The following is a 24,717-nucleotide window of genomic DNA, read 5'->3' on the forward strand; positions in this document are numbered from 1 at the left end:
CGGCGGTGGTCAACATCAGCACCAAGACCAAGTTGAAGCTCAGCAAGATGCACCAGGAGATGGGGCCCTTCGGCGACGACTTCTGGCGGCGCTTCTTCGGCGACGAGATGCCCCGCGACTACGTCCAGCGCAACCTGGGCTCGGGCGTGATTGTGGACAGCAAGGGCTTCATCGTCACCAACAACCATGTGGTGGAGGACGCCGACTCCATCACCGTCAAGCTCCGGGACGGCCGCGAGTTCGAGGCGACCGTGGTGGGCGCCGACCCGGGCGGCGCCGAGGGCGGCGCCGACCTGGCGGTGATCCGGATCCACGACACGAAGCCCCTGCCGTTCGCCCGGATCGGGGACGTGGACAAACTCCAGATCGGCGAGTGGGTGGTGGCCATCGGCAGTCCGTTCGGGTTGGAGCAGACTGTCACCTCCGGCATTGTCAGCGCCAAGGGGCGGGCGTTCCCCAGCCAGTCGCTGTTCAGCAACTACATCCAGACCGATGCCGCCATCAATCCCGGCAACAGCGGCGGCCCGCTGGTCAACCTGCGCGGCGAGGTGGTGGGCATCAACACCTTCATCGAGACGCGCACCGGCGGCAACCTGGGCATCGGTTTCGCCGTGCCGTCCGACGTGATCGTGGGTGTCTACAACCAGATCGTGGAGCACGGCAAGGTCCGGCGCGGCTACCTGGGCATCAGCATGAACACCCTGCCCATGACCGACGCCATGAAGGCGCACTTCAAGCTCAAGGGGAAGAGCGGCGTGCTGGTCACCGACCTGAGCGGCGACGACTCCCCCGCCAAGGCCGCCGGCATTCAGCCCGAGGATGTCATCGTCGCCGTCAACGGCAAGCCGGTGGGCGATCCCGACGCACTGCGCGGAGTGGTCGCCAACCTGGCCCCCGGCACCAAGGTGCCGGTGACCCTGGTCCGTGACGGTCGGGAGATCACCAAGGAACTCACCCTCAAGGAACGGCCGGGGCAGTTGTCGGCCCGCAGCGGCCGGCCCATGGACATCGACGCGGCCGACGAGACGCCGAAGCCCGAGATCGGCCTCACCGTCGAGGACATCCCGCCGCGCCTGGCCGAGCAGCTCGACTTCAAGGCGGACGCCGGCGGCATCCTGGTGACCGAGGTCAAGCCGGGCTCGCTCGCCGACGACGCGGGGCTCATCAAAAACGACCTCATCATGACGCTGGACGGCGCCAAAGTGGAGACGGCCCGCGCGTTCGTGGAGCGCATCCGGAGCCTCAAGGCGGGCGAATCGGTGGTGATCAAGTTCCACCGCTTCATCGAGCGGACCAAGCTGACCTACTACACCTCGTTGACCAAACCGTAACCTGGCGCAGGGGGGCGCATTGCCCCCGGTTCCTGTCGTATATCCGCCGAAGGCCGCCTGCGACGCAGGCGGCCTTTTGGCCATTGGCCGAATCACCGCCGGCACACCGCTGCCGGTGGTGGCTAAAAACTCGTTGTGTTGCCGTGATGCATCGATCATAATTACAATACTTTTGAAATTGACGATGGAACCGCCGATGGCGTGCTTGCTGACCCCTTGTCCGCCAAGGCGCGTGAGCCGACTGCATGCGAAAACCATTAGCGACCGGTTGCTTTGCCAGAGCGCCCCAGCGAGAGCCGGGCGCCTTCGATTATCGTGAATATTGCCTTCTTGCGGGAGGTGTCTGATGTCGAATCAGCGTTTCATTTGTCGTTCCGGTTATTGGTCGTGCTGCGCCCGGCTGGCCGGGCTGGCGGTCCTGCTGGTCCTGCTGGCCGGCGCCGCCGCCGCCGGCACCGACGTCTGGGCCGGCCACGTCACCGCCGCGGACGGCTGGAAGACCAGCATCTCGATGTTTAATCCCACCTACAACAACCCGTTCGGCATCCAGTACACGCTGCACAAATATGGTCCTGACGGGAGCCACCTGGGTTCGGAAACCGGCACCGTCGAGTACGGTTCCGGTTGGGTCACCATCCCGCCCGAAACCCTGAACTACGAGGGTTCGGCCCAGATCGTCTCGGATGACAACCTGGTGGTCAAACTGGCGTACCAGTTCGGCGACACGCCCAGCGTCTGCGAGTTCTACCTCAAGAGTGGCGTGCAGGATAAATGGATCCTGCCCAACTCGGTGCGGCCGTGGATGGACTGGACGGGGCTGGCGGTGCTCAACACGGGCTTCGCACCCGTCGACATCACGGTGGAGGCGCACAAGGACGGAGTGCCGGTGGCGGTGATGGCGACGCCGGTGACGCTGGCGCCGCAGGCGAAGTTCGTGAGCCTGTCGGACCAGATCTGGGCGGGGATCGGGTACACCGACGCCGACACGTTCGTGGTCACGGCCAGCGCGCCGATCCAGGCGCCGCTGAGCATCACGGGGAACCACACCCAGGACCGGCACCTGTTCTTCGCCGCCCAGCCGGCCCTGCCCATTCAGGATCCGCTGGCCATCACGCCGGACGGGACGGACGTGTGGGCCAGCCACATCACGGCGGCGGCGGGGTGGCGCACGGGGATCAGCATCTACAACCCGAGCAACGCCAACGGGCACATCGACCTGTTCCGGTACGACGAGGCGGGGGCGGACCTGGGGGCGCAGTCCGACACGGTGGCGCCGTACACGTGGCGGCGGCTGGACAGCACGTGGCTGCAGTACGAGGGCTCGGCGCACATCACGTCGAGCCGGTACCTGCTGGTGAAGCTGGAGTTCCAGTACGGCGACACGCCCAGCGCCTGCGAGTTCTACCTCACCGGCGGCCAGTACCATCGGTGGGTTCTGCCCAACGCCGTCCGTCCGTGGATGGACTGGACGGGCCTGGCCGCCGTGAACACGGATTCAACGGTGCAGGAGCTGGTGTTCGTGTCGTACCTCGATCACCTCGCCGTCGGTTTCATGAGCACCGAGCTGAATCCGCAGGCCAAGCTGGTCCGCCTGACGAACGGCATCTGGCCCGACATCGGCTACCCGGACCTGGACACCGCCAGCATCTCCAGCACCTCGATCTGGAATGGCCGGCTGATCGCCGCCCCCATCAGCATCACCGGCAACACCGCCCAGGACCGGCATCTGTTCTTCGCCGCTCAACCCATACCGCCCAATGAATCAGGGGAAACGGTCTGGAACGACGACATCGTGGGCCTCCTGAATTACGGCCGCCACGATTCCTTCGAACAGGGTTCACTGTCAGGCGAACCGTGCCGGGGCACGGACGAAACCCCGTTCACTCATGCGATCGGCCGGAACTTCGCCGTCATGGTATACGAAGTGACCCGGGGGATGTGGGCGGCGCTCCGAGCCGTGCAGCCCTCCCTGCCGGCGGACCCCAGCCACTTGTGGGGCGGCGACACCGCCGACCAACCCGTCCAGCGCGTCACGTGGCACGAGGCGGTGCTGTTCGCCAATTTGCTCTCGGCGCACCGGAACCTGCGGCCCTGCTATTACACGGACGCGGCCTTCACCGTCCCTGTGACTGTGGCCAATTACACCGCCGGACCTTTCTTCTGCGATTTCGGCGCACCCGGTTTCCGGCTGCCCACCGAGGGTGAATGGGAGTACGTGTGCCGGGGCGGCTCCGACACCAACCCATTCCCCAACCAACCGTATTTCATGGAGGACAATTATTCGGCGGCGAACTGCGGCGTGGCGTCCACGGCCGGCATGTATCCGACTCTGGAAACGCTGGCCTGGTTCACGGCCAATTCCGGAGGCCGGACCGCCCCCGTGGGATCCACCATCGTGAACCCCTGGGGCCAGACCGACATGCTGGGCAACGTCTGGGAATGGTGCTGGGACTGGTACGCGGCCTATCCCGCGGGGGCCGTGACCGACTATGCGGGTCCGGGTTCGGGGACGCAGCGGGTGGTGCGCGGCGGAGCCTGGGACCGCGACGCGCAGCACTGCCGCGCCACCAACCGGGAATCCTTCGGCCCGGACGCGCGCCTCAACTCGGTGGGCTTCCGCCTCGTGCGGACGTATCCATAACGATCGGATCGCCGGCCGGCTTCGGCGCGGGAGGCCAGGAGGATCGCCGGGCTCCCTGCGAATAGAGACGGAGCTGTTCGAACCTCCGGACAGGTTTCTGGAAGAGTCGCCCCTTTACGCCCGGCGTTGCTGTCTGCAAAGCCTTTCTTCCGCAATACCTCCCGCCCAGGGCTTGACCCAGCCAGCGTGGTCGCCACTCCGACTGGTTTGGCTGGAACCATACGACATCACAAATTTATTGTGTTGATATGATACATGTGTGATAATTAGCGAAATAATCCGAGTGATCTGCTCAGTCTCTCTGTTGGTGGAATGGCATCTCGGCCCGTCGGTCAATCCGACGCACGCATCGCATTGCGGGCGCCGGCAGGAGTCATGGGACTACGAACACGCACGCCACCCGCCCGGGAACGCAACAGAAATTGGACACTTCCGATAACCCTTACAACTGTATGGTCAGGGGAGGTGCATGATGTTGCATCGAACTGTCATCCAACGATCAGGTCATGGGCTGCGCCGCACCCGGCTGATCGGGCTGACGGTGCTGCTGGTCCTGCTGGCCGGCTCGGCCGTCGCCGGCACCTTCGTCAGCGCCGCCCACGTCACCGCCGCGGCCGGCTGGAAGACCAGCATCATGGTGTATGCCCGGACTTGGTTCGAGTTCGAGGATCAAAATTTCACGATTCTGAAATACAGTCCCACCGGCGCGCCGCTCGGCCAGGTGCCGGGCGTGGTCCACGGAGATTCGTGGTGCACGATCCCGCCCGAGGAGTTGAACTACGAGGGCTCGGCCGCAATCGTCTCGGACGACAACCTGGTGGTCAAGGTGGCCTACCAGTTCGGCGACACGCCCAGCGTGTGCGAGTTTTACCTCAAGGGCGGCGTGCAGAACCAATGGATCCTGCCCAACTCGGTGCGGCCGTGGATGGACTGGACGGGACTGGCGGTGCTCAACACGGGCTTTGCGCCCGTCGACATCACGGTGGAGGCGCACAAGGACGGCGTGCCGGTGGCGGTGATGGCGACGCCGGTGACGCTGGCGCCGCAGGCGAAGTTCGTGAGTCTGTCGGACCAGATCTGGGCGGGGATCGGGTACACCGACGCCGACACGTTCGTGGTCACCGCCAGCGCGCCGATCCAGGCGCCGCTGAGCATCACGGGGAACCACGCCCAGGACCGGCACCTGTTCTTCGCCGCCCAGCCGGCCCTGCCCATCCAGGACCCGCTGGCCATCACGCCGGCGGGGACGGACGTGTGGGCCAGCCACATCACGGCGGCCGCCGGTTGGCGCACGGGGATCAGCATCTACAACCCGAGCAACGCCAACGGGCACATCGACCTGTACCGGTACGACGAGGCGGGGGCGGACCTGGGGGCGCAGTCCGACACGGTGGCGCCGTACACGTGGCGGCGGCTGGACAGCACGTGGCTGCAGTACGAGGGTTCGGCGCACATCACATCGAGCCGGTACCTGCTGGTGAAGCTGGAGTTCCAGTACGGCGACACGCCCAGCGCCTGCGAGTTCTACCTGACCGGTGACCGGCATTGGCTGTGGCTCCTGCCGAACACCGTCCGGCCGTGGATGGACTGGACCGGCCTGGCGGCCGTCAATCATGACACGGTGGTCGCTGAGTTCGACTTCTGGGCGGCTCTGGGCCAAAGCTGGCTGGGCTTCAGGAAGGTTCCTCTGGACCCACACGCCAAATACGTCCGCCTGACGGACGGCATCTGGACCAACATCGAATACCCGGAACTGGACACCATCGTAGCCGAAGGCGTTCCATTGAGTCCGGCGCCCATCAGCATCACGGGCAACACCGCCCAGGACCGGCACCTGTTCTTCGCCGCCCAGCCCCTGCCCCAGAACCGGTCGGGTGAATTGGTCTGGGTCGATGACATCGTGGGCTGGATGCTGTACATACGGCACGGCGAGTTCACCCAGGGATCGCCGGCGGACGCGCCGTGCCGGGAGACGAACGAGAACCAGTTCGCCCACACCATCAGCCGGAACTTCGTGACGATGCAATCTGAAGTGACCCGGGGGATGTGGGCGGCCCTCCAAGCCGTGCAGCCGTCCCTGCCGGCGGATCCCAGCCAGCTTTTCGGCGGCGACACCGAGGATCATCCCGTCCAGCGGATTGCGTGGCAGGAGGCGTTGCTGTTCGCCAACCTGCTGTCGGCGCATCGCAACCTGAAGCCCTGCTATTACAAGGACGCGGCCTTCACGGTGCCGGTGACGGCGGCCAACTACACGTCGGGATCGTTCTATTGCGATTTCGGCGCCCCCGGCTTTCGGCTGCCCACCGAAGGGGAGTGGGAGTTCATGTGCCGGGGAGGGGACCAGAACAATCCGTTTCCCAATAACCTCGGTTGGGAGGAACACGACTACACAACGGCAAACTGCGGACTTGTCTCGACCTCTGGAATGTACCATGTCCTGGAATCACTGGCTTGGTTCGGAGCGAATTGCAGTCGACCACAAAAGGCGGGCACGAAAACGGTTGCGAATGTTTTTGGCCAGGAGGACATGCTTGGGAACGTCTGGGAGTGGTGCTGGGACTGGTACGCCGCCTACCCCACGGTCGCCATGACCGACTATGCGGGCCCGGATTCGGGGGTCCGTCGGGTTCTGCGCGGCGGGGCTTGGGACTGCAACGCCCGGTACTGCCGCGCGGCCAATCGGGAGTCCCACGATGTGCTTCTGGTCAGCTTACCCACCATCGGCTTCCGCCTCGTGCGGACGTACCCGTAACGGCCGTAAGCCGCATTCGACGAATGCGGCCAGACGGCACGAAGAAAAGAATGATGATCGCTCCAATCAACGCCGTGACGTTGAGAGGCGCCGGCTTCGGCTCCGACCGAGACAGATGATCTTCAACCGCCGGCGCGCGTTCATTGAACGCGCGGTACGTTCACTGCTGCGGTACTTGGACCGATCCGGACGGCCGGCGAAGCGGCCGCGTAATCCCGTACCGCCGGATTTTGTTATAGAGCGTGGTCCGCTCGACGCCCAGCACCTCGGCGGCCTTCTTGATGTTCCATTTCATCAGCGGCAGCACCTTGAGCAGATGCCGTTTCTCCAGTTCCTCCAGCGACAGGGACGCCGGCAGCGTGGCCGGGTCGGTCTGAAGCGGCGGCAGGTCCATAGGCTGGATGTAGGTGGACACGGTCACCACCACCGCCCGTTCCACCGCGTTTTCCAGTTCCCGGACATTCCCGGGCCAGTGGTACTGCTGCATGAGCTGGCGGGCCGGCTCGCTGAAGTCGACGATGTTCTTGTTCATCGCCGCGCAGATTCTTCTTAAAAAATACTCGGCCGTCAGCAGAATGTCCTCCCGCCGGTCGCGCAGGGGTGGGATGTGGATCTGGACGGCGCCGAGCAGCAGGTAGAGGTCCTCGCGGAATTCGCCGGTCCGCACCAGGGCCGCCAGGTCCGCGCTGTCGGCGGCGATGATGCGGCAGTCCACCGGAAGCTCCAGCGTGCCACCCACCCGCCGGAACATCTGCCGCTGGAGGGCCTGCACGAGTTCCCCCTGGATCCGCGCCGGCAGTGCGCTCACATGGTCCAGGAAGAGGGTGCCGCCGAAGGCGATCTCCAGCCGGCCCCGCTTCGGGTACGGGACGCCGTCCGGAGCCCCGCACTCGGAGCCGAAGAGCTCCCGTTCCGCCCGGTGTTCCGGGATCGCACTGCAACTGACCATCACCATGGGCAGGCTGCACCGGCTCGACGCCGCGTGGATCGCGCGCGCCACCCGTTCCTTGCCGCAGCCGTTCTCGCCGGTGATGAGGACGGGAATGTCGGTGGCGGCCGCGTCCGCGATCAGGTGCCGGATTTGCTCGAACGTCGGGCTTCGGCCCAAGATATCGCCGTCTTTGCGATAAGCCTCCAGGCCGGACTTGAGATTGGCGTTCTCGTCGATCAGATTGCGGTACTTGACGAACTTGAGGGCCGCCAGCCCCACCGATTCCCGCTGCAGCGGCGGCACGATGTAGTCGAAGGCGCCCAGGCGCATGGCTTGCACGGTGGATGCGTCAGCCACATTGCTGGTGAGCATGATCACTTCAATCGCCGGGTCCAGCAGCTTGGCCTGGCGGAGGAGTTCCAGGATGTCCATGTCCGGCAAATTGATGGCGGCCAGGATGCAGTCGGTGTGCTCCTCCCGCAGGCGGCGCATGGCAGCCTCGCCGCTGGATTCGGCAGCGGCGTGAAAGCCGTCGGCCTTCAGCCAGCCGGTGATCAGTTCGCGGACGTTGGCGTCACTGTCCACGATGAGGACTTTGAGATGTTCCGGACGCATGGCGGTAAACTCCCCGAGTGTCGTTGTGGTTGTGGGTGGATCATCGGTCCGAAATCCCGGTGGACGTCGCTCCGTCTCTCGTCCCCGGGCATGCATCCGACGAATCGTTTCGGGCTCGCCGGCGGAGCCGCTCTCTCAACCACATCGGAGTATGGCAAAAATGGAGTAAGAAATCAAAACACTTTCAGACTAGTGTGCAAAATGCCTGCAAACAATGTTGGCTTTTGCCATAAAAAAGCTGCAACCGTCAGCGCCCCAGAAAACTCAGGATGGCGTCGCTGGAGGCCTGGAGGAGCGGGGTGGGGAAGAGTCCGAGGACGATGGTCAGTACGCCGCAGGCGACGATCACGACGCCGGCGGCGGCGGGTACCTCGACGGCCGCGGCTTCACCGGGCTCCTGCATGAACATCACCACCACCACCCGCAGGTAGTAGTACACGCTCACGAGGCTGTTCAGGATGGCGATGATGACCAGGGTGTACAGCTCCCGTTCCATCGCGGCGCTGAACAGGAAGAACTTGCCGATGAACCCGGCGGTGGCGGGGATGCCCGCCAGCGACACGAGGCAGACGGTCAGGGGGAAGCTCAGAACGGGTTGGCGGAAACCCAGGCCGCGGTAGTCGTCGATGGCGACGCGCGTCTCGCCGGGGCCGGACACCAGCGCCACCACCGCGAAGGCGCCGATGTTCATCAGCAGGTAAGCGGCGAAGTAGAACAGCATGGCCGCCAGGCCGGTGACGCTGGCGGTGACCAGCCCGATGAGCAGGTAGCCGGCGTGGGCGATGGATGAGTAGGCGAGCAGCCGCTTGATGTTGCGCTGGGGGATGGCGCCCAGGTTGCCCACCAGCATCGTGAGCACCGCCGCCACCAGCAGCAGCTGGGTCCAGACCGGCTGGTCGGGGGGGACGAGCTGGAACAGGATGCGGATCAGGGCGGCGAATCCCGCCGCCTTGGGGCCGACGGACATGAAGGCGGTCACCGGCGTCGGCGCCCCCTCGTACACGTCGGGCGTCCACACGTGGAAGGGGGCGGCGGCCACCTTGAAACTGAAGCCCGCCACCACCAGGCCGATGCCCAGCGCCAGCAGCAGCGGCAGGTCGGCCACGTGCGTGAAGGCGCGCATGAAGCGGAGCACGGCGCCGTAGTTCGTGCTGCCGGCCGCGCCGTAGATGAGGGCGATCCCGTAGAGCAGAATCGCCGAGGAGAAGGCGCCCATGAAGAAGTACTTCATCCCCGATTCGTTGGAGCGGGGGTCCCGCCGCCGGAAGCCGGCCAGCACGTAGGTGGCGATGGAGAGGATCTCCAGGCCCACGAAGGTCATGACCAGGTCGGCGCCGGTGACCATGAAGTTCATGCCCGCCGTGGCGAACAGCAGCAGCGTGTAGAACTCGCCGTGGGGGAGCGCCTCCCGTCGCAGGTAGGCCGCCGAGCCGAGCACCATCAGAATCCCGATAGCGGCGAAGAGCAGCCGGCAGTAGGCGCCGAACAGGTCCAGGGTGACCATGCCGTGGAACAGCGCATCGACCGGAACTTGCGGCGTCAGCAGGACGGCGGCCGCGCTGCCCGCCAGCCCGGCCACGGTCAGCACGGCGCCGGCGGTCCGGCCGTGCCGGCCCAGAAAGGGCTCCGCGACCATGATCAGGACGCCGGCCGCGCACAGGACGATCTCGGGGAGGATGGCGGGGATGAACAGCTCGTTCACGACGAACTCCTACCGGATGGTGGGCGCGGCGGCCTGCGGGACCGGGGTGCCCGTCCCGACGCCGCCCGCCGGCAGCCGGTCCACCTCGTGGATCACGGGCGGCGGCTGCCGGACCTGCTGCACGCGGGCCAGCGCCTTCTGGAGGCTGGCGTCCATGGGCCGGAGGAAGGTGCTCGAATGCATGCCCATCCACACGATGAGGATGACAATGGGGACCAGGATGAGCTTCTCCCGCAGGTTCAGGTCGACCAGGGCGCGGTTCTCGTCGCGGTTCAGCGGGCCCAGGAAGACCCGCTGGTACATGGTGAGCATGTAGACCGCCGACAGGATCAGCCCCGTCGCCGCCAGGATGCCGTAGGTGGCGTTGCCGGCGAACGCGCCCTGGAGGATGAGGATCTCGCCGACGAAGCCGTTGAGACCGGGCAGGCCGATGGACGACAGGGTGACGATCATGAACAGGGCGGCGAACACGGGCATCGGGTGGGCTAACCCGCCGAACTCGGCGATGAGGCGCGTGTGCCGCCGGTCGTAGATCATGCCCACCAGGAGGAACAGCGCGCCGGTGCTCAGACCGTGATTCAGCATCTGGTACGTCGCTCCCTGGACGCCGTAAATGTTGAACGCGAACAGGCCCAGCATGACGAAGCCGAGGTGGCTCACCGACGAGTAGGCCACCAGGCGCTTGAGGTCGGGCTGGACCATGCACACCAGCGCCCCGTAGATGATCCCGACGAGGGCCAGGACGCAGACCCACGGGGCGAGGGTCACGCTGGCCTCGGGGAAGAGCGGCAGGCAGAAGCGCAGGAAACCGTAAGTGCCCATCTTCAGGAGCACGGCGGCCAGGACCACCGAGCCGGCGGTGGGCGCCTCGGTGTGCGCGTCGGGTAGCCAGGTGTGGAAGGGGAAGAGTGGCACCTTGATGGCGAAGGCGACGCCGAACGCCAGGAAGAGCAGGATCTGGCGGTCCAGCGGCAGTGCGAAGCGCCCCGCCTCCATGGCCGCCAGGATCTGCGGGTAGTCGAAGGTGAAGGCGCCGGCGGCCTGGCCGTGCCAGTAGTAGAGCGCGATGACGGCCACCAGCATGAACAGGGAGCCGGACATCGTATAGAGGAAGAATTTCACCGCCGCGTAGATCCGGTTCTGGCTCCCCCAGACGCCGATCAGGAAGTACATCGGGATGAGCATGACCTCCCAGAACAGGTAGAAGAGCACCAGGTCCAGCGACAGGAAGACGCCGAGGATGCCCGACTCGAGCACCAGCATAAAGATCATGTACTCGCGGACGTGCTTCGTGACGGACCACGAGCCCAGGATGGCTACGGGCGTGATGAAGGTGGTGAGCAGCACGAGGAAGAGCGAGATGCCGTCCAGGCCCAGGTGGTAGTTCACCTGGAAGCCGCCCATGGCGAACCAGCGGTGGAACTCCTCGAGCTGGAAGTCGGGGCTGGCGGACTGGAACCGGGCCAGCAGCACCAGGGACGCGGCGAAGCCGGCCAGCGCGGCGGCCAGCGCCACGGCCCGGTGCGCCCCGACGCGCGCCCGCGGGATGAAGGCCAGGCCGACGGCGCCCAGCATGGGCAGGAAGACGACGATGCTCAGCAGGTGTTCCATACGCCTAGCCAAACAGGAAGAGTACGTACAGCCCCACGCCGATGGCGCCCACCGCCACCCAGCCGAGGTAGGTCCGGGCCAGCCCGTTCTGCACGCGCCGCGCCCCGTCGCCGAGCCCCTGGACCAGCGCCCCGGCGCCGTTGACCAGACCGTCGACAAGGCCGGCGTCGAAGATCTTCCAGAGCCACTGCTCGGAGATCCACGTCAGCGGCCGGACGATGATGCGGTCGTACAGCTCGTCGATGTAATACTTGTTGAAGACCAGCTGGTGCGCGGCGCCGAGCCGCTTCTCGTCGTCGGGCAGCGCGCCGCGGCGGATGAACACCACCCAGGCAACGGCGATGCCGAGCAGCCCCACCAGCACCGCCGCGCCGGTCACCGCCAGCTCCTGCGCCAGGCTGTGGGGGGCGGGGGCGCCTCCGTCGGCGGGCGGCAGCTGCGCGAAGACCGGCTGGAGAAAGTCGCGGAACGCGTTGGGACCCAGCCAGGCCGGCAGCCCCACGAAGCCGCCGACGGCGGCGAGCAGCGCCAGCACGACCAGCACCGCGGTCATGGGCCGCGGCGATTCGTGGACATGGTGGCGCTGCTCCTCGGGCACGCGGGTCCGGCCGTGGAAGGTGAGGAAGATGAGCCGGAACATGTAGAACGCGGTGAGGCCGGCCGCGAGCGTGGCCAGGCCGAAGAACACCAGGTGGCCGCGCGCGCCGCCGGCGAACGCGTGCCACAGGATCTCGTCCTTGGAAAAGAAACCGGCCAGGGGCGGCACACCGGCGATAGCCAGCGCGCCGATCCACATGGTGGCGGCGGTGACCGGCAGGTGTTTCCGCAGCCCGCCCATCGCCTGCATGTCCTGCTCGTGGTGCAGGGCCAGAATCACGCTGCCGGATCCGAGGAAGAGCAGCGCTTTGAAGAAGGCGTGGGTCATCAGGTGGAAGATGCCGGTGGCGTATGCGCCCACGCCGAGCGCCACGAACATGTAGCCGAGCTGGCTGACGGTGGAGTAGGCGAGCACCCGCTTGATGTCGCGCTGGAAGAGGCCGATGGTGGCGGCGAAGACGGCGGTCAGCGCGCCGATCAGCCCCACCCAGAACAGCGTCTCGGGCGCGCGGCCGTACATGGGATTGGAGCGGGCCACCATGTAAACGCCGGCGGTGACCATGGTGGCGGCGTGGATCAGCGCGCTCACCGGCGTGGGGCCCTCCATGGCGTCGGGCAGCCAGACATAGAGCGGGATCTGGGCGCTCTTGCCGGTGGCGCCCACGAAGAAGAGCAGGGTGACGGCGGTGAGCACGCCGTAGTGCGCCTCCACGGGCAGGGCGGCGACCTGCGCGAACAGGGTCCTGAAGTCCAGCGTGCGGAACGTCACGAACAGGAGCAGCAGCCCCACCACGAAGCCGAAGTCCCCGATCCGGTTCACGATGAACGCCTTCTTGCCGGCCGCGGCGGCGCTCGGCTTGTGGAAGTAGAAGCCGATGAGCAGATAGGAGCAGAGCCCGACGCCCTCCCAGCCCAGGAAGAGGAGCAGGTAGTTGTCGGCCAGCACCAGCATGAGCATGGCGAACATGAACAGGTTCATGTAGGCGAAGAACCGGTAGTAGCCGGCCTCCGCCCACATGTACCCGATGCTGTAGACATGGATCAGGAAGCCCACGCCGGTGACCACCAGCGTCATCACCATGGACAGCGGGTCGAGGAGAAACCCGAAGCTGGCCGCGAAGTCGCCCGACTCGATCCAGCGGAAGTAGTCCGCCTGGACGAGGCGCTCCGGCAGGTCGAGGAAGCGCTGGAAAACGATCACCGCCAGCAGGAACGACGCGCCGGTGACGCCGCAGGCGATCCAGTGAACCAGCGGCTTGGGCAGGCGGCGGCCGAACAGTCCGTTGAGGAGAAAGCCCAGCAGGGGAAGCAGCGGGATCCAGAGCAGCAGGCTGTTCATCGCCACCTCGCCATCCCGTCAGTACTTCATCAGGTTCAGCTGGTCGGCGTCCAGCGTCCGGCGGCTGCGGTACAGGGCGATCACCAGCGCCAGTCCCACCGCGGCTTCGGCCGCCGCCAGGACGATCACGAAGAACACCACCACCTGGCCGTCGAGCTGGCCCAGCCTCCGGCTGAAGCCGATGAGGGCCAGGTTGGCGGCGTTGAGCATCAACTCGACGCAGAGGAACATGACCACCAGGTTGCGGCGCATGAGCACGCCGATGACGCAGATGGCGAACAGCAGCGCGCTCAAGATCAGGACGTGGAGCGACGGGACGGGCATGGGCTAACTCCCTGCGGGGTGCTTTTTCTTGGCCAGCACCACGGCGCCGATGATGGCGACCAGAATGAGGATCGAGACCGCCTCGAACGGGAGCAGATATTTGTTGAAGAGGAGCTCGGCCAGCGTCTCGGTGTTCCGGGCGGCGCCGGGGATGTCCGGGGTGTCCGCCGGCGGCTGCCAGGTGGAAAAGGCGAAGGCCAGCAGGGTGAACAGCCCGCCACCCAGCAGCATGCTGAAAAAGACCCACAGCCGGTTGTGGTTCCGCAGGACCACTTCGGAGAACGGATCCAGCAGCATGATGACCACGAGAAAGAGCACCATCACCGCCCCGGCGTAGACCACCAGCTGGATGATGCCGATGAACGGCGCACTCAGGATGAAGTAGATGACGGACAGCGCCGCCAGGCAGACGACCAGCGACAGGGCGGCGTTCATGGTTTTTTTCTGCAGGATGAGATTGAGGGCGGCGAGGACGGCGAGGACGGCGCTGATGTAGAACAGAACGACAATCATGGCCACCTTTCGGTGTCGTCAGGAATGGTGAATGTCAAAGCTCGTTTTATCAAGCGTTTGTAAAGACTTATACTAAACGACCCCCGGTTTTGATGTCAAGTGATTTTCGTTGTCCGCTTCTCCGATTTCTGTTATATATGGCGTACGATTGGAGTACATCCGCATGATCACCGGTTACAACACGGAAGTCACATTCAGCGGGATCATCTACCACGTCCAGACGGAGGACATGGGCTTGGACATGAGGAAGATCATCACCCATGTCTACAAGGGCGGCGCGATTCTCCTGTCGAAAAAGACCGCTTATGACCACCTGGTCGTCGAGGGCTCGGACGAAGCCAAAATCAAGGCCCTGATGAACGACCAGCACAAGACGATCCTTCGGATCATCCAGGCCGGCAAACTGGAAACGCTGCGCAAGAAAGTGGAGGAGGCGGAAAAGCAGGAGCCGGCGCACGCCGGTCCCGAGCGCGAGTCGGCCGCCCAGGTGGCCGGCATGGCCGAGATGGATGAGGACATCCAGGAGTCGGTTCGGGAGATCGAGCAGGAGATCGACGGCTCGCTCAACATGCTGCTGCAGAGATTCATCCAGAAGGAAGCCAAGCCGAAGAAGCTCAAGGTCGAGGTGGTCGCCGGCACCGAGATCGTCTCCGGCCAGCCGGCGGTGCTGCGGGTCTATTCCCGCGACGCCTCCACCTCCCAGCCGCTGCCGGACACGAAGGTGGTGATCAAGGTCATCGGCATGACCTTCCGCCCCGCCGTCTACACCGGCCGGACCGACAAGAACGGCGTGTACACGCTGAACATCATCGTGCCCGAATTCTCAGCTGGGCAGGCGGCCATCTTGGTCCAGGCCTCCTCGGAGTTCGGGACCGACGAGCTGAAGCTGAAAATTTCCCGCCGCATCTGATACCATCGTCACCGTCGACTCCGCGGCCGGCCCCCGCCGCGGCACGTGGCGGCGGTTTCCGCCGGCGGGAATCCACATGAGGTGAGCGGATGTTTTACCGGATCAAGGACGAACTGGCGGATTGCCTGCAGGCGCGCCTGGCCGAGGTGTTCGGCGTCAACCGCGAGCAGTACCGTGTCCAGGTGCAGTACCCGGCCCGGCTGGAGTTCGGCGATTTTGGCGTGTCGTTCCCGTTCGAGCTGGCCAAGGTGCTGCGCCGGTCGCCCCAGCAGATCGCCCAGCAGTTTCTCGACGGCTTCCGGGCGCCCGCCTTCGTCCGCCGGATCGACACCGCCGGCGGCGGCTACATCAATTTGACGGTGGACCGCTGGAGCCTGTTCCTGGACGCCGTGCGCGCGCTGCGGTCCGGCCGGCTGTGGCCGGAGTTCGAGCCCGACGCCGGCAAGACCATCGTCGAGCACACCAACATCAATCCCAACAAGGCGGCCCACATCGGGCACCTGCGCAACGCCATCCTGGGCGATAGCCTCGTGCGCTTGCTCCGCTTCAACGGCAAGCGGGTGGAGGTGCAGAACTACATCGACAACACCGGCGTGCAGGTGGCCGACGTGGTCGTCGGCTTCCTGCACCTGGAGCACCAGGGCGTCGCCGAAGTCGCCGCCATCGAGGGCCGCTTCGACTACCTGTGCTGGGACCTGTACGCCCGGGTGGCGCGCTTCTACGAAGCGTCCGAGGCCAACGCCCGGCTCCGGGGCGAGGTGCTGCACCAGATCGAGGCGGGCGACAACGCGGTGGCCGAACTGGCCGACCTGATCGCCACCCGGATCGTCAACTGCCACCTCGACACCATGGAACGGCTCGACATCCGCTATGACGTCCTGCCGCGGGAGAGCGACATTCTGCACCTGCACTTCTGGGACACCGCCTTCGCCCAGCTCAAGGCGCGCGGCGCGGCGGAGCTGGAGACGACTGGCCCCAACGCCGGCTGCTGGATCATGCGCTACCAGAAGGATGGGCAGGAAGACACCAAGATCCTCGTCCGCTCCAACGGCACCGTGACCTACACCGGCAAGGATATCGCCTACCAGCTCTGGAAGATCGGGCGGCTGGACAAGGACTTCCATTACGAGCCGTTCCGCGCCTACGACGACGGCCACACGGTGTGGGTGTCCAGCAGCGCGCCGGCCGCGGACGCCTCGGACTTGCAGCCGCCCCGCTTCGGTGCCGGCGACCGGGTGTTCAACGTCATCGACGCGCGCCAGGCCTACACCCAGAACGTCGTCTTCGAAGGACTGCGCCGGCTGGGCTACACCGAGGAAGCCGAGCGGAGCGTGCATTTCGCCTACGAGATCGTGGCGCTGTCACCGCGCTGCGCCCAGGAGCTGGGCACGGAGCTGTCCGAGGAGGACCGCCAGCGCGCCCACGTCGAAGTCAGCGGGCGCAAGGGGCTGGGCGTAAAGGCCGACGACCTGCTCGACCGCCTCGAGGAGAAGGCGCGGCGCGAGGTGGACGTCCGAAACCCCGACATGGCGCCCGACCAGGCCGCGCGCACCGCGCGCGACATCGCCATCGGCGCGCTGCGCTACTTCATGGTGCGGTTCTCACGCAAGGCCCTGATCGTTTTCGATTTCGACGACGCCCTCAACTTCGACGGCGAGACGGGGCCCTACCTGCAGTACTCCGCGGTGCGCGCCCGGAACATCGGGGTGCAGTACCGCGAGCATTACGGGCTGGGTGAGGCGGACGCGGTGACGGCCCTCGACGGTCTGCTGGCGGCGCCCGCCGTCGAACTGCCCGACGACGTGTGGGAGCTCCTCACGCAATCGCTCAAGCTCCGCGACGCCGCCCGGGCCAGCCTGGCCGGCCAGGAGCTCGCCGCATTCGCCAAGTACCTGTACACCCTGGCCCAGCGGTTTTCGAACTTCTACAACAAGCACCGTATCATCGGCGAGGAGGACCCCGTGTGGCGGCTCGTCTTTCTGGCGGTGGTACACATCTATTATCAGGGGATGCAGCAGGGCCTCGACATCCTGGGCATTCCCATCCCGGAGCGGATGTGACGATGCGATACCGGATCCTGCCGGCTCTGGCCCTGGTCGTGGTGCTGCCTGCGTGCCTGCTGGCGCGCGACTACAGCTACGACCTCTTCACCGTGGAAGAGGTGAACAAGCTGCGCATGGCCACCCCGGTCAAGTGCGCCCGACTGCACGAACAGGTGGTGGCGCGCTACGTCAAGGCGGTCCAGCACGCGGTGCAACTGCGCAACTACGAGCGGACCGCCCGGCTCGGCGACCAGCTCAGCCAGGTGATGGACTACGTGCTGCGGGATATCCGCGAGTGCTTCGACAACCCGAAGAACCGGAACAACAAGCAGCTCCGCCAGGTGGAGATCCAGTTCCGCAAGGATGCCGTGCTCCTGGAGGGGATCCAGCGCGATCTGCCCCTCATTCATCGGGAGAGCCTCGATCCGCCAGTCCGCAAGCTGGTCTACATCCGGCGCCAGCTCTTCCGCTTCATCAACAACCTGGACGAGGAGACCGTGATCGAATGAGACGCGTCCTGGCGGCCGCATGGCTGACGGTGGCGGTGCTCGCCGGCTGGGGCCGGCCCGCCGACGACTACCTGCTGCCGAAAGAGGACACGCTGCTGCGCGACGCCGAAGGCTTCGAGTTGCGCAGCTACTACCGGCTGCGCGTCGTCTCCCGCCGAATCGATGCGCTGGAGTGCCGCCACCGCCCCGACAAGGCCTTCGACTGCGGCAAGCGCCGCGACCGGGATCCCCTCATGGGCGCGCTCGACGAGCGGTCCGACGAGCGGCTGCTCCGCGATTACCGCGAGGCGCTCCGGGTCATGCTGCTGAACGTCGAGGACGTCTTCGCCTCCCACCGCGGCCGGGTCGTGGAGAAGGTATTGATCGATCTGAAGAAACAGGCGGATCACGACATCGAGGTCCTCAACGCGATTGAGGCCGACCTGAAGGAGCCGGCCGAGCTCCGGACCGCCTGGGAACAGGCACGGTCGCTGGCGCTCAAGGCCGCCGCCGGAGCCCGTAAGGGCCTCGAGCGCATCTCCCGCTGACGAGGTGCCCGTGTCCGCTCCCGCACTCCCCGTGGTGGTGATCATCGGCCGGCCCAACGTGGGCAAATCCACCCTGTTCAACGCACTGGTGGGCAGCCGCCGCGCCATCGTCGGCGACGAGCCGGGCATCACCCGCGACCGGCTCTACGGCCAGGTGGACTGGAACGGCAAGCGGTTCCGGTTGGCGGACACCGGCGGTATCCTGCCCGACGAGCGCGAGCGGATCCCCCGCGAGATTCTCAAGCAGGCGGCCGTGGCCCTATCCGAGGCGACCGCGGTGCTGATGGTGGTGGACGCCGCCGCGGGGGTGCACCCCATGGACGCGGTGATCCACCGCCTGGTGATGGAATCGGGTCGGCCGTTCTACCTGGTGGCCAACAAGGTGGACGACCCGCGCCACGAGCCCTACACTCTGCCGTTCTACGAGTTCGGCGTCGACTACGTCTATCCGGTATCGGCGGAGCACAAGCGCGGTCTGGACACCCTCCTCGAGACGGTATGCGCCGATTTTCCCGTCCCGGACGCCCCGGACGTGCCCCTTCCCGAGACGCGCGTGGCCATCATCGGTCGGCCCAACGTGGGCAAATCGTCGCTCGTGAACGCGCTGGTCGGCTCCGAACGGGTCATCGTGAGCGAGATTCCCGGAACCACCCGCGACGCGGTGGACACCGAGCTTGAAACCGACGGCTGCCGCTACCGGCTCATCGACACGGCGGGCATCCGCAAGAAGAGCCGCACCCACCTGCACGCGGAGAAGCTGAGCGTCATCCTCGCCCGCAAGCACCTGGAGCAGGCCGACCTGGCCGTGCTGCTCCTCGATCCCATCGAGGGCGTGACCCATACCGACGCCACCATCGCCAGCTATGCGGTGGAGGCCGGCCAAGCGCTGATTCTGGGCGTCAACAAGCTGGATCTCATCCCCGATCCGGATCGTTTCCGCAAGGCGTTCCAGGCGGAGGCGAAGCGCCAGCTCCGCTTCCTGGACTACGCACCGCTGGTGTTCTTTTCGGCGAAGACCGGCCGGAACGTCCACCGGCTGTTCCCCGTGATGCGCCGGGCCGCCGAGACCCGCCGCCTCCGGATCACCACCGGCACGCTCAACGCCTTCTTCCGGAAAATGCTCCGCGAGCGGCAGATTCAGGCCCTGCCCGCGGAAGACCACGGCGTCAAATACATGACCCAGGTCGCGGTGGCGCCGCCCACCTTCGTGGTCTTCCTCCGCCGCGGCCAACGACTGGCCGTTTCCGAGGAACGGTTCATCATCAATCAAATACGCAGGGAGTTTGAGTTTTACGCCAACCCGATCCGCTTGATCCAGCGCAGTTGAACCCTCGATGGTTATTGACAAATCGCTTTGCGAGGCTTATGATGGATCGCAGGCGACACCGATACCCGTCTGCAGGATGAACTCATGAAACGTGCCGGAATCGAAGAACGCGTCTATGCCGCCCACGGTGGTCTGACCCACCGGGAGGTGGAGGCGGTGGTGTCCGAGGTGCTCGATCTGATCAAGGAGTCCCTGGTTCGGGGCGAGCGTGTCAAACTCAAGGGCTTCGGGGTGATGGAGGTGGTCGTCCGCAAGGGGAAGCGGGGCCGGCATCCGAAGACGGGCCAGCTCGTGGTGGTCGCTCCCCGGAAGACCGTCGTCTACCATTATTCCCGGAACACGTGGCTGGGCATCGACGATGGAAGTGACGAATAAGCTCTACTACAAGATCGGCGAGGTGTGCGAGATCACGGGGATCGAGGCGCACGTGCTCCGCTACTGGGAGTCGGAGTTTCCCGTGCTGCACCCGCTGAAAAACAGCGCCGGCCAGCGGGTGTACCGCCAGAAGGACATCGAGCTGGTGCTGCGCATCAAACAGCTCCTCTACCAGGACGGCTTCACAATTGCCGGGGCCAAGCGCCAGATCCGGGAGTCGCTGGCCGGCCACCGGCCGGCCCCTGAACCGGAAACCGCGCCGCCGGCTGCGCCGTCCGCGGGGCCCGACCTCCAGGCTGTCCGCCGGTTGCGGGCGGAGCTGCAGGAGATCCTCGATCTTCTGGAACGGTGGGAACTTCCCTCGTGACCGGATTTTCTCCTTGACGCCCCTGTGTTCCGAGCATACAATAGCGCTCTTTTTGGGCGGATATTTTCACGGATCAGCGTCGGGACGTAGCGCAGCCTGGTAGCGCACACGCTTGGGGTGCGTGTGGTCGGAGGTTCAAATCCTCTCGTCCCGACCATTTTTTTTATCCGGTTCCTCCTTCCGGTTCACATGAGCGGGTCATTCCTGATACTCCTCACCCACGACGACGGCATCGGCGCGCCGGGGCTTACCCACCTGGAGCGCGCCCTGGCCCCGCTGGCCCGGGTCGTCACCGTGGCTCCCGCCGGCGAGCGGAGCGCCGCGTCCCACGCGCTCACCCTCATGTCACCGCTGCGCATCCACGCGGCCGGCGACGACCGGTACGCCGTGGACGGAACCACCGCCGACTGCATCCTCGTCGCCATGAACAAGATGCTCCAACAACCGCCGCACCTGGTGGTCTCGGGGATCAACGCCGGCAACAACCTCGGCGACGATACCGTGTACTCCGGCACGGTGGCCGGCGCCCGTGAGGGCTCCATGTACGGCATCCCGTCCGTTGCGTTTTCGCTGCGCTACGCCGCGGTGATGGACTTCGCCTTCTGGGCCGGGCAGGCGGCGACGCTCTGCCGGCGGCTCCTGGACAGTCCGCTGCCGCCGGGTATCTTTCTCAACGTGAATTTCCCCGATGCCCCGCCGCGCGGCGTCCGCACCACCCGGCTGAGCCGGAAGTTCGCCCGCTCGTCCATCTACGAAAACGATGATCCGCGCGGCATGAAGTACTACTGGATCGGCGAGGACGAGAGTTCCTGGGACCAGGCGGATGATACCGATTTCTGGGCCGTGACCAACGGCTTCGTCTCCATCACGCCCCTGCACCGCGACCAGACCTCGTACGACATGATCGAGGCGGTCCGGGAGACCTATGAGCAGGACTGACCGGGCGCTGGCGGAGGCCCGTCACGCGCTGGTCCAGTTTCTCGTGCGGGAAAACGCCATCGCCACCCCGGCGGTGGCGGATGCCTTCCGGGAGACACCCCGACACTGCTTCGTGCCGGCCGACCTCGTCGATGAAGCCTACGTCAACCGGGCCCTCCCCGTCGACTGCGGACAGACGATCAGCCAACCGTGGATGGTGGCTGTCATGACGGAGCTGCTGGCCCCCGCGCCGGATCACACCATCCTGGAGATCGGCACGGGCACCGGCTATCAGGCCGCGATTCTGGCCCGGCTCTGCCGCCGCGTGGTGACGGTGGAGCGGATCCCCGAGCTCAGCGAGCAGGCGGCCTGCCGCTTTCGCCAACTCGGTTTGACCAACGTCGTCTGCCGCATTGGCGACGGGACCCTCGGCTGGCCGGCGGACGGGCCCTACGACCGCATCCTGGTGACGGCGGGCGCGCCGAGAATCCCGGCGGCCCTGAGCGCGCAGCTCCGTGACGGCGGCATCATGGTCATCCCGGTGGGCGACCGGTCCTGCCAGACGTTGCTCGCGGTCCGCCAGGCGGGTGACGCCTTCGTCACCGAGGCACATGGCGCCTGCGTTTTCGTCCGTCTCATCGGACGGGACGGGTGGACAGCCGATTGACGCAGCCGCCACCTTTTCGCTTGACTCCCCCCGTAAAAGGTGGTTAAATCCGCCTTCGATTTTCTGAGTCGGGGCGTGGCTCAGGCTGGTTAGAGCGCACGGTTCGGGACCGTGAAGTCGGAGGTTCAAATCCTCTCGCCCCGACCATTTTTATTTTATGCCCACTCGTTTCGAGGTCAGCGGACTGGTCCAGGGCGTCGGCTACCGGTACTACGTGTACCGGCAGGCAGCCCGTCTGGGTGTGTGCGGCTACGTGCGCAACCAGCCCGACGGATCCGTCGAGGTGGTGGCCGAGGGGACGCCGGACGCCCTGCGGGAGCTGGAAGACCTGCTGCGGCGCGGTCCCGCCCACGCGCAGGTGATCCGGGTGGTCCGCTGTCCCATCGAGGCCGTGTCGGTGGGCGCAGATTTCCGCATCGAGGTGTGAGCATGGAAGCACTCAAGCAGATCGTGCGCGAGATCCCCGATTTTCCCAAGCCGGGCATCCTGTTCTACGACATCACCACGCTGCTGCGCGACGCAAAGGGCTTCGCCGAGGTCATCGACATCTTCGCCCGTCACTACCGCGACCAGAAACTGGACGCCGTGGTGGGCGTCGAGGCGCGCGGATTCATCTTCGCCGCCGCCGTGGCCAACCGCCTGGGGCTGGGGTTCATCCCCGTGCGGAAGCCCGGCAAGCTGCCGTACCGCACGGTGAGCCAGTCGTACCAGCTCGAGTACGGCACCGACACCCTCGAAATGCACGCCGACGCCGTCCGCCGGGGTGATCGGATCCTGCTCATCGACGACCTGATGGCCACCGGCGGCACCGCCCGGGCGGTCGCCGAGATGGTCGGGGGGCAGGGGGGAGAGGTGGCCGGCATGGGTTTCGTCATCGAGCTCGAATTCCTGAGCGGCCGCAAGTCCCTGCCCGAATATGAAATTTTTTCAATCCTGAAGTATCAGAAGTAGATCGCGACCCGCAGAAATTGCAAGCGGATCAGGTAATTCGGTTGACAAAGCCGGTAAATAGTGCTAAAAGCACATTCTTATTTTTCGGGCGGACAGGTTTCGCGCCTGTAGCTCAGGAGGATAGAGCACCGGATTCCTAATCCGGGTGTCGGGGGTTCAAATCCCTCCAGGCGCAAAAATAGGTAATCATTGCAACAAGGTGGTTTGAACGTGGGCAAGCGACTGACACGCAAGGAAATCAAGAAAAAAGACCCCATCACCGAAGCTTTGCAGAAGTTTTGGGCTCTGTGTCTGGAGAACCGGCGATACCTCGTGATCGGCCTCGCGGTGATTCTGGGCGCGATCATCGTTGTCATGTTGGGCACGCTCTGGTACAACCGGAGCCAGTCCTCGCGGGCCACGGCCTTGCAGGAGGCGCGGGAGATCTACAACGCCCGGGTGGACCCCACCCTCAAGGCGCCGCAGGAGGGCGTCTATCCCAGCGAGACCGCCAAGTACGAGGCGGCGCTGAAGGCCTTCCAGGGCGTCGAACAGAACTACGGCAGCGCCCAGGAGGGCCTGCTGGCGGCCTATTACAAGGGCGTCTGCCAGCGCGAGCTCGGCCGGGCCGCCGATGCGGAGAAAACGTTCCGCGCCGTGCTCCAGGACTCCGACGATCCGTTCCAGATTCAGGTGGTCAAGCTGGCTCTGGCCGAGACGCTCCGGGTGCAGCGCAAGTATGATGCGGCGCTCCCCCTCCTGAACGAGCTCAGTCAGGCCACGAACCCGGCCGTCACCAGGGAGAGCGTCGCGTACACCAAGGCGCTCTGCCTGGAGGAGAAGGGCAGCATCCAGGAGGCCTATGACGTCCTGAAGGCCGCAAAGGCCGAACTGGACGCGAAGGGCAAGAGCGGGGACTTTTTCAGTCCGTACGAATCCGTCATCAGCAGCCGAATCGAATTTCTGAAGGCCCGCCTGGGTGACGCGCGTTCGGCCAACTCCTGACACCGGACCGCCGAATCCGCTCCGACGGACCGCAAGCCGGACTCGAGAGTAGACTGATGTTTTTGGATATTTCAAAACTTGAAGTCGAAACCGTCCGCCACGAATATACGTTCTCACCGGCGGATGTGGGATTCGACTACAAGGGGTACGAACTGGCGGACGCGTTCTGCCTCAACGTGGAGGTCACGAAGAACAGCCGCCAGGAAGTCCTGATCAAGGGAACGATTGCGGGTCCGGTGCGGGTGTTCTGCGACCGCTGCCTGGAGCCGTTCGTGCTGGCGATCAACCCGTCGTTCCAGATCGCCATGATTCCGGCCCGGACGGCCGGCACCGAGACCGAGGACGAGATCGAGGCGGATCGGCTGGATGAGAACGTCTATACCGATCCGCGGATCTCCCTCACGGATCTGATGACCGAGCAGATCATCCTGAACCTGCCGGCCAAGATGCTGTGCCAGCACGACTGCCAGGGGATCTGCGCCCGCTGCGGCGCCAATCTCAACCAGGGCGCGTGCGCGTGCACCGCCGCAGAATCGGATCCTCGCTGGCTGCTGCTGCGGGAAATGCAAAAACGAATGAAAAAGTAAGGAGACTCCGATGGCCCACCCCAAACACCGACATTCCCATTCCCGGACGCACAAGCGGCGGGCTCATGATGCGCTGGAAACCAAGAGCATCTCCCTCTGCCCGAACTGCCGGGAGGCGAAACTGCCCCACCGGGCGTGCCCGCACTGCGGTTACTACCGGGGCCGCCAGGTGATCGCAGTCAAGAAGGAAGAATAAG

The 24,717-nt window shown here is 65.5% G+C and carries 23 protein-coding genes and 3 tRNA genes; 20 read left to right on the forward strand and 6 right to left on the reverse strand.

Features of this window, described 5'->3' with window-relative positions; genetic code table 11:
- From GX414_02605 to GX414_02615, 3 genes are all read left to right on the forward strand, one after another.
- Positions 1 to 1,331: PDZ domain-containing protein (locus GX414_02605; GenBank protein NLI45981.1), on the forward strand; the 1,331-nt coding region annotated here is incomplete at its 5' end.
- Between the two features lie 346 nt (positions 1,332 to 1,677).
- Positions 1,678 to 3,972: a formylglycine-generating enzyme family protein gene (locus tag GX414_02610; protein NLI45982.1), complete on the forward strand. Its 2,295-nt coding sequence runs from the start codon at positions 1,678 to 1,680 to the stop codon at positions 3,970 to 3,972.
- 472 nt (positions 3,973 to 4,444) lie between these two features.
- Positions 4,445 to 6,724: a formylglycine-generating enzyme family protein gene (locus GX414_02615; GenBank protein ID NLI45983.1), complete on the forward strand. Its 2,280-nt coding sequence runs from the start codon at positions 4,445 to 4,447 to the stop codon at positions 6,722 to 6,724.
- A gap of 160 nt (positions 6,725 to 6,884) precedes the next feature.
- Here GX414_02615 and GX414_02620 read toward each other — a convergent pair whose 3' ends face one another.
- The 6 genes from GX414_02620 to GX414_02645 all read right to left on the reverse strand — a co-directional run bounded on the left by GX414_02620 (position 6,885) and on the right by GX414_02645 (position 14,356).
- Positions 6,885 to 8,270 (reverse strand): sigma-54-dependent Fis family transcriptional regulator, encoded by a 1,386-nt coding sequence (locus GX414_02620; GenBank protein NLI45984.1) that lies wholly within the window; start codon positions 8,268 to 8,270, stop codon positions 6,885 to 6,887.
- Between the two features lie 247 nt (positions 8,271 to 8,517).
- Positions 8,518 to 9,972 (reverse strand): NADH-quinone oxidoreductase subunit N, encoded by a 1,455-nt coding sequence (locus GX414_02625; GenBank protein ID NLI45985.1) that lies wholly within the window; start codon positions 9,970 to 9,972, stop codon positions 8,518 to 8,520.
- Positions 9,973 to 9,981: 9 nt separating this feature from the next.
- Complete coding sequence (locus GX414_02630; GenBank protein ID NLI45986.1) at positions 9,982 to 11,583, reverse strand: NADH-quinone oxidoreductase subunit M; 1,602 nt, start codon at positions 11,581 to 11,583, stop codon at positions 9,982 to 9,984.
- A gap of 4 nt (positions 11,584 to 11,587) precedes the next feature.
- A complete protein-coding gene (gene nuoL, locus GX414_02635) occupies positions 11,588 to 13,519 on the reverse strand; it encodes an NADH-quinone oxidoreductase subunit L (protein ID NLI45987.1) in 1,932 nt (643 codons plus the stop codon).
- 18 nt (positions 13,520 to 13,537) lie between these two features.
- Positions 13,538 to 13,843, reverse strand: coding sequence for an NADH-quinone oxidoreductase subunit NuoK (gene nuoK / locus GX414_02640; GenBank protein NLI45988.1), 306 nt, complete (start codon positions 13,841 to 13,843; stop codon positions 13,538 to 13,540).
- A 3-nt stretch (positions 13,844 to 13,846) separates the two neighbouring features.
- On the reverse strand, positions 13,847 to 14,356 hold the full coding sequence (locus GX414_02645) for an NADH-quinone oxidoreductase subunit J (GenBank protein NLI45989.1): 510 nt from the start codon (positions 14,354 to 14,356) through the stop codon (positions 13,847 to 13,849).
- 163 nt (positions 14,357 to 14,519) lie between these two features.
- Here GX414_02645 and GX414_02650 point away from each other — a divergent pair, with 163 nt between their 5' ends.
- The 17 genes from GX414_02650 to rpmF all read left to right on the forward strand — a co-directional run bounded on the left by GX414_02650 (position 14,520) and on the right by rpmF (position 24,716).
- Positions 14,520 to 15,266, forward strand: a complete 747-nt coding sequence (locus GX414_02650; GenBank protein NLI45990.1) for a DUF4198 domain-containing protein — start codon at positions 14,520 to 14,522, stop codon at positions 15,264 to 15,266.
- An 89-nt stretch (positions 15,267 to 15,355) separates the two neighbouring features.
- Entirely contained in the window at positions 15,356 to 17,326 is a 1,971-nt protein-coding gene (gene argS, locus GX414_02655) for an arginine--tRNA ligase (GenBank protein NLI45991.1), read from the forward strand.
- Between the two features lie 2 nt (positions 17,327 to 17,328).
- Positions 17,329 to 17,817 (forward strand): hypothetical protein, encoded by a 489-nt coding sequence (locus tag GX414_02660; protein ID NLI45992.1) that lies wholly within the window; start codon positions 17,329 to 17,331, stop codon positions 17,815 to 17,817.
- A complete protein-coding gene (locus GX414_02665) occupies positions 17,814 to 18,344 on the forward strand; it encodes a hypothetical protein (GenBank protein NLI45993.1) in 531 nt (176 codons plus the stop codon). Before GX414_02660 ends, GX414_02665 begins: the two co-directional genes overlap by 4 nt.
- 4 nt (positions 18,345 to 18,348) lie before the next feature.
- Positions 18,349 to 19,671 carry a ribosome biogenesis GTPase Der gene (der, locus tag GX414_02670; GenBank protein NLI45994.1) on the forward strand — a complete coding sequence of 441 codons (1,323 nt, stop codon included), beginning with the start codon at positions 18,349 to 18,351 and terminating at the stop codon, positions 19,669 to 19,671.
- A gap of 84 nt (positions 19,672 to 19,755) precedes the next feature.
- Positions 19,756 to 20,046 carry an integration host factor subunit beta gene (locus tag GX414_02675; protein NLI45995.1) on the forward strand — a complete coding sequence of 97 codons (291 nt, stop codon included), beginning with the start codon at positions 19,756 to 19,758 and terminating at the stop codon, positions 20,044 to 20,046.
- A complete protein-coding gene (locus GX414_02680) occupies positions 20,030 to 20,413 on the forward strand; it encodes a MerR family transcriptional regulator (GenBank protein ID NLI45996.1) in 384 nt (127 codons plus the stop codon). The genes GX414_02675 and GX414_02680 overlap by 17 nt, the downstream gene beginning before the upstream one ends.
- An 80-nt stretch (positions 20,414 to 20,493) precedes the next feature.
- A tRNA-Pro gene (locus GX414_02685) sits at positions 20,494 to 20,570 on the forward strand.
- Between the two features lie 32 nt (positions 20,571 to 20,602).
- Entirely contained in the window at positions 20,603 to 21,352 is a 750-nt protein-coding gene (gene surE, locus GX414_02690; GenBank protein ID NLI45997.1) for a 5'/3'-nucleotidase SurE, read from the forward strand.
- The gene (locus tag GX414_02695; GenBank protein ID NLI45998.1) at positions 21,339 to 21,998 is read left to right on the forward strand and encodes a protein-L-isoaspartate(D-aspartate) O-methyltransferase; all 660 of its coding nucleotides are present in this window, start codon (positions 21,339 to 21,341) and stop codon (positions 21,996 to 21,998) included. Before surE ends, GX414_02695 begins: the two co-directional genes overlap by 14 nt.
- 69 nt (positions 21,999 to 22,067) lie before the next feature.
- A tRNA-Pro gene (locus GX414_02700) sits at positions 22,068 to 22,145 on the forward strand.
- Positions 22,146 to 22,155: 10 nt separating this feature from the next.
- Complete coding sequence (locus GX414_02705) at positions 22,156 to 22,425, forward strand: acylphosphatase (GenBank protein NLI45999.1); 270 nt, start codon at positions 22,156 to 22,158, stop codon at positions 22,423 to 22,425.
- A gap of 2 nt (positions 22,426 to 22,427) precedes the next feature.
- Entirely contained in the window at positions 22,428 to 22,949 is a 522-nt protein-coding gene (locus GX414_02710) for an adenine phosphoribosyltransferase (GenBank protein NLI46000.1), read from the forward strand.
- 101 nt (positions 22,950 to 23,050) lie between these two features.
- A tRNA-Arg gene (locus tag GX414_02715) sits at positions 23,051 to 23,124 on the forward strand.
- A gap of 35 nt (positions 23,125 to 23,159) precedes the next feature.
- A complete protein-coding gene (locus GX414_02720) occupies positions 23,160 to 23,933 on the forward strand; it encodes a tetratricopeptide repeat protein (GenBank protein NLI46001.1) in 774 nt (257 codons plus the stop codon).
- A gap of 56 nt (positions 23,934 to 23,989) precedes the next feature.
- The gene (locus tag GX414_02725; GenBank protein NLI46002.1) at positions 23,990 to 24,520 is read left to right on the forward strand and encodes a DUF177 domain-containing protein; all 531 of its coding nucleotides are present in this window, start codon (positions 23,990 to 23,992) and stop codon (positions 24,518 to 24,520) included.
- 10 nt (positions 24,521 to 24,530) lie between these two features.
- Complete coding sequence (gene rpmF / locus GX414_02730) at positions 24,531 to 24,716, forward strand: 50S ribosomal protein L32 (protein ID NLI46003.1); 186 nt, start codon at positions 24,531 to 24,533, stop codon at positions 24,714 to 24,716.
- Position 24,717: the final 1 nt, after the last annotated feature.

This window comes from Acidobacteriota bacterium (genome assembly GCA_012517875.1).
Classification (GTDB): Bacteria; Acidobacteriota; JAAYUB01; order JAAYUB01; family JAAYUB01; genus JAAYUB01.

Bases quoted from the DNA above. Each gene is read 5' to 3' on its own strand.
- GX414_02610 (NLI45982.1), top strand. From the start codon at position 1,678: ATGTCGAATCAGCGTTTCATTTGTCGTTCCGGTTATTGGTCGTGCTGC.
- GX414_02615 (NLI45983.1), top strand. From the start codon at position 4,445: ATGTTGCATCGAACTGTCATCCAACGATCAGGTCATGGGCTGCGCCGC.
- GX414_02620 (NLI45984.1), bottom strand. From the start codon at position 8,270: ATGCGTCCGGAACATCTCAAAGTCCTCATCGTGGACAGTGACGCCAAC.
- GX414_02630 (NLI45986.1), bottom strand. From the start codon at position 11,583: ATGGAACACCTGCTGAGCATCGTCGTCTTCCTGCCCATGCTGGGCGCC.
- nuoL (NLI45987.1), bottom strand. From the start codon at position 13,519: ATGAACAGCCTGCTGCTCTGGATCCCGCTGCTTCCCCTGCTGGGCTTT.
- nuoK (NLI45988.1), bottom strand. From the start codon at position 13,843: ATGCCCGTCCCGTCGCTCCACGTCCTGATCTTGAGCGCGCTGCTGTTC.
- GX414_02645 (NLI45989.1), bottom strand. From the start codon at position 14,356: ATGATTGTCGTTCTGTTCTACATCAGCGCCGTCCTCGCCGTCCTCGCC.
- GX414_02650 (NLI45990.1), top strand. From the start codon at position 14,520: ATGATCACCGGTTACAACACGGAAGTCACATTCAGCGGGATCATCTAC.
- argS (NLI45991.1), top strand. From the start codon at position 15,356: ATGTTTTACCGGATCAAGGACGAACTGGCGGATTGCCTGCAGGCGCGC.
- GX414_02660 (NLI45992.1), top strand. From the start codon at position 17,329: ATGCGATACCGGATCCTGCCGGCTCTGGCCCTGGTCGTGGTGCTGCCT.
- GX414_02665 (NLI45993.1), top strand. From the start codon at position 17,814: ATGAGACGCGTCCTGGCGGCCGCATGGCTGACGGTGGCGGTGCTCGCC.
- GX414_02675 (NLI45995.1), top strand. From the start codon at position 19,756: ATGAAACGTGCCGGAATCGAAGAACGCGTCTATGCCGCCCACGGTGGT.
- GX414_02680 (NLI45996.1), top strand. From the start codon at position 20,030: ATGGAAGTGACGAATAAGCTCTACTACAAGATCGGCGAGGTGTGCGAG.
- surE (NLI45997.1), top strand. From the start codon at position 20,603: ATGAGCGGGTCATTCCTGATACTCCTCACCCACGACGACGGCATCGGC.
- GX414_02695 (NLI45998.1), top strand. From the start codon at position 21,339: ATGAGCAGGACTGACCGGGCGCTGGCGGAGGCCCGTCACGCGCTGGTC.
- GX414_02705 (NLI45999.1), top strand. From the start codon at position 22,156: ATGCCCACTCGTTTCGAGGTCAGCGGACTGGTCCAGGGCGTCGGCTAC.
- GX414_02710 (NLI46000.1), top strand. From the start codon at position 22,428: ATGGAAGCACTCAAGCAGATCGTGCGCGAGATCCCCGATTTTCCCAAG.
- GX414_02725 (NLI46002.1), top strand. From the start codon at position 23,990: ATGTTTTTGGATATTTCAAAACTTGAAGTCGAAACCGTCCGCCACGAA.
- rpmF (NLI46003.1), top strand. From the start codon at position 24,531: ATGGCCCACCCCAAACACCGACATTCCCATTCCCGGACGCACAAGCGG.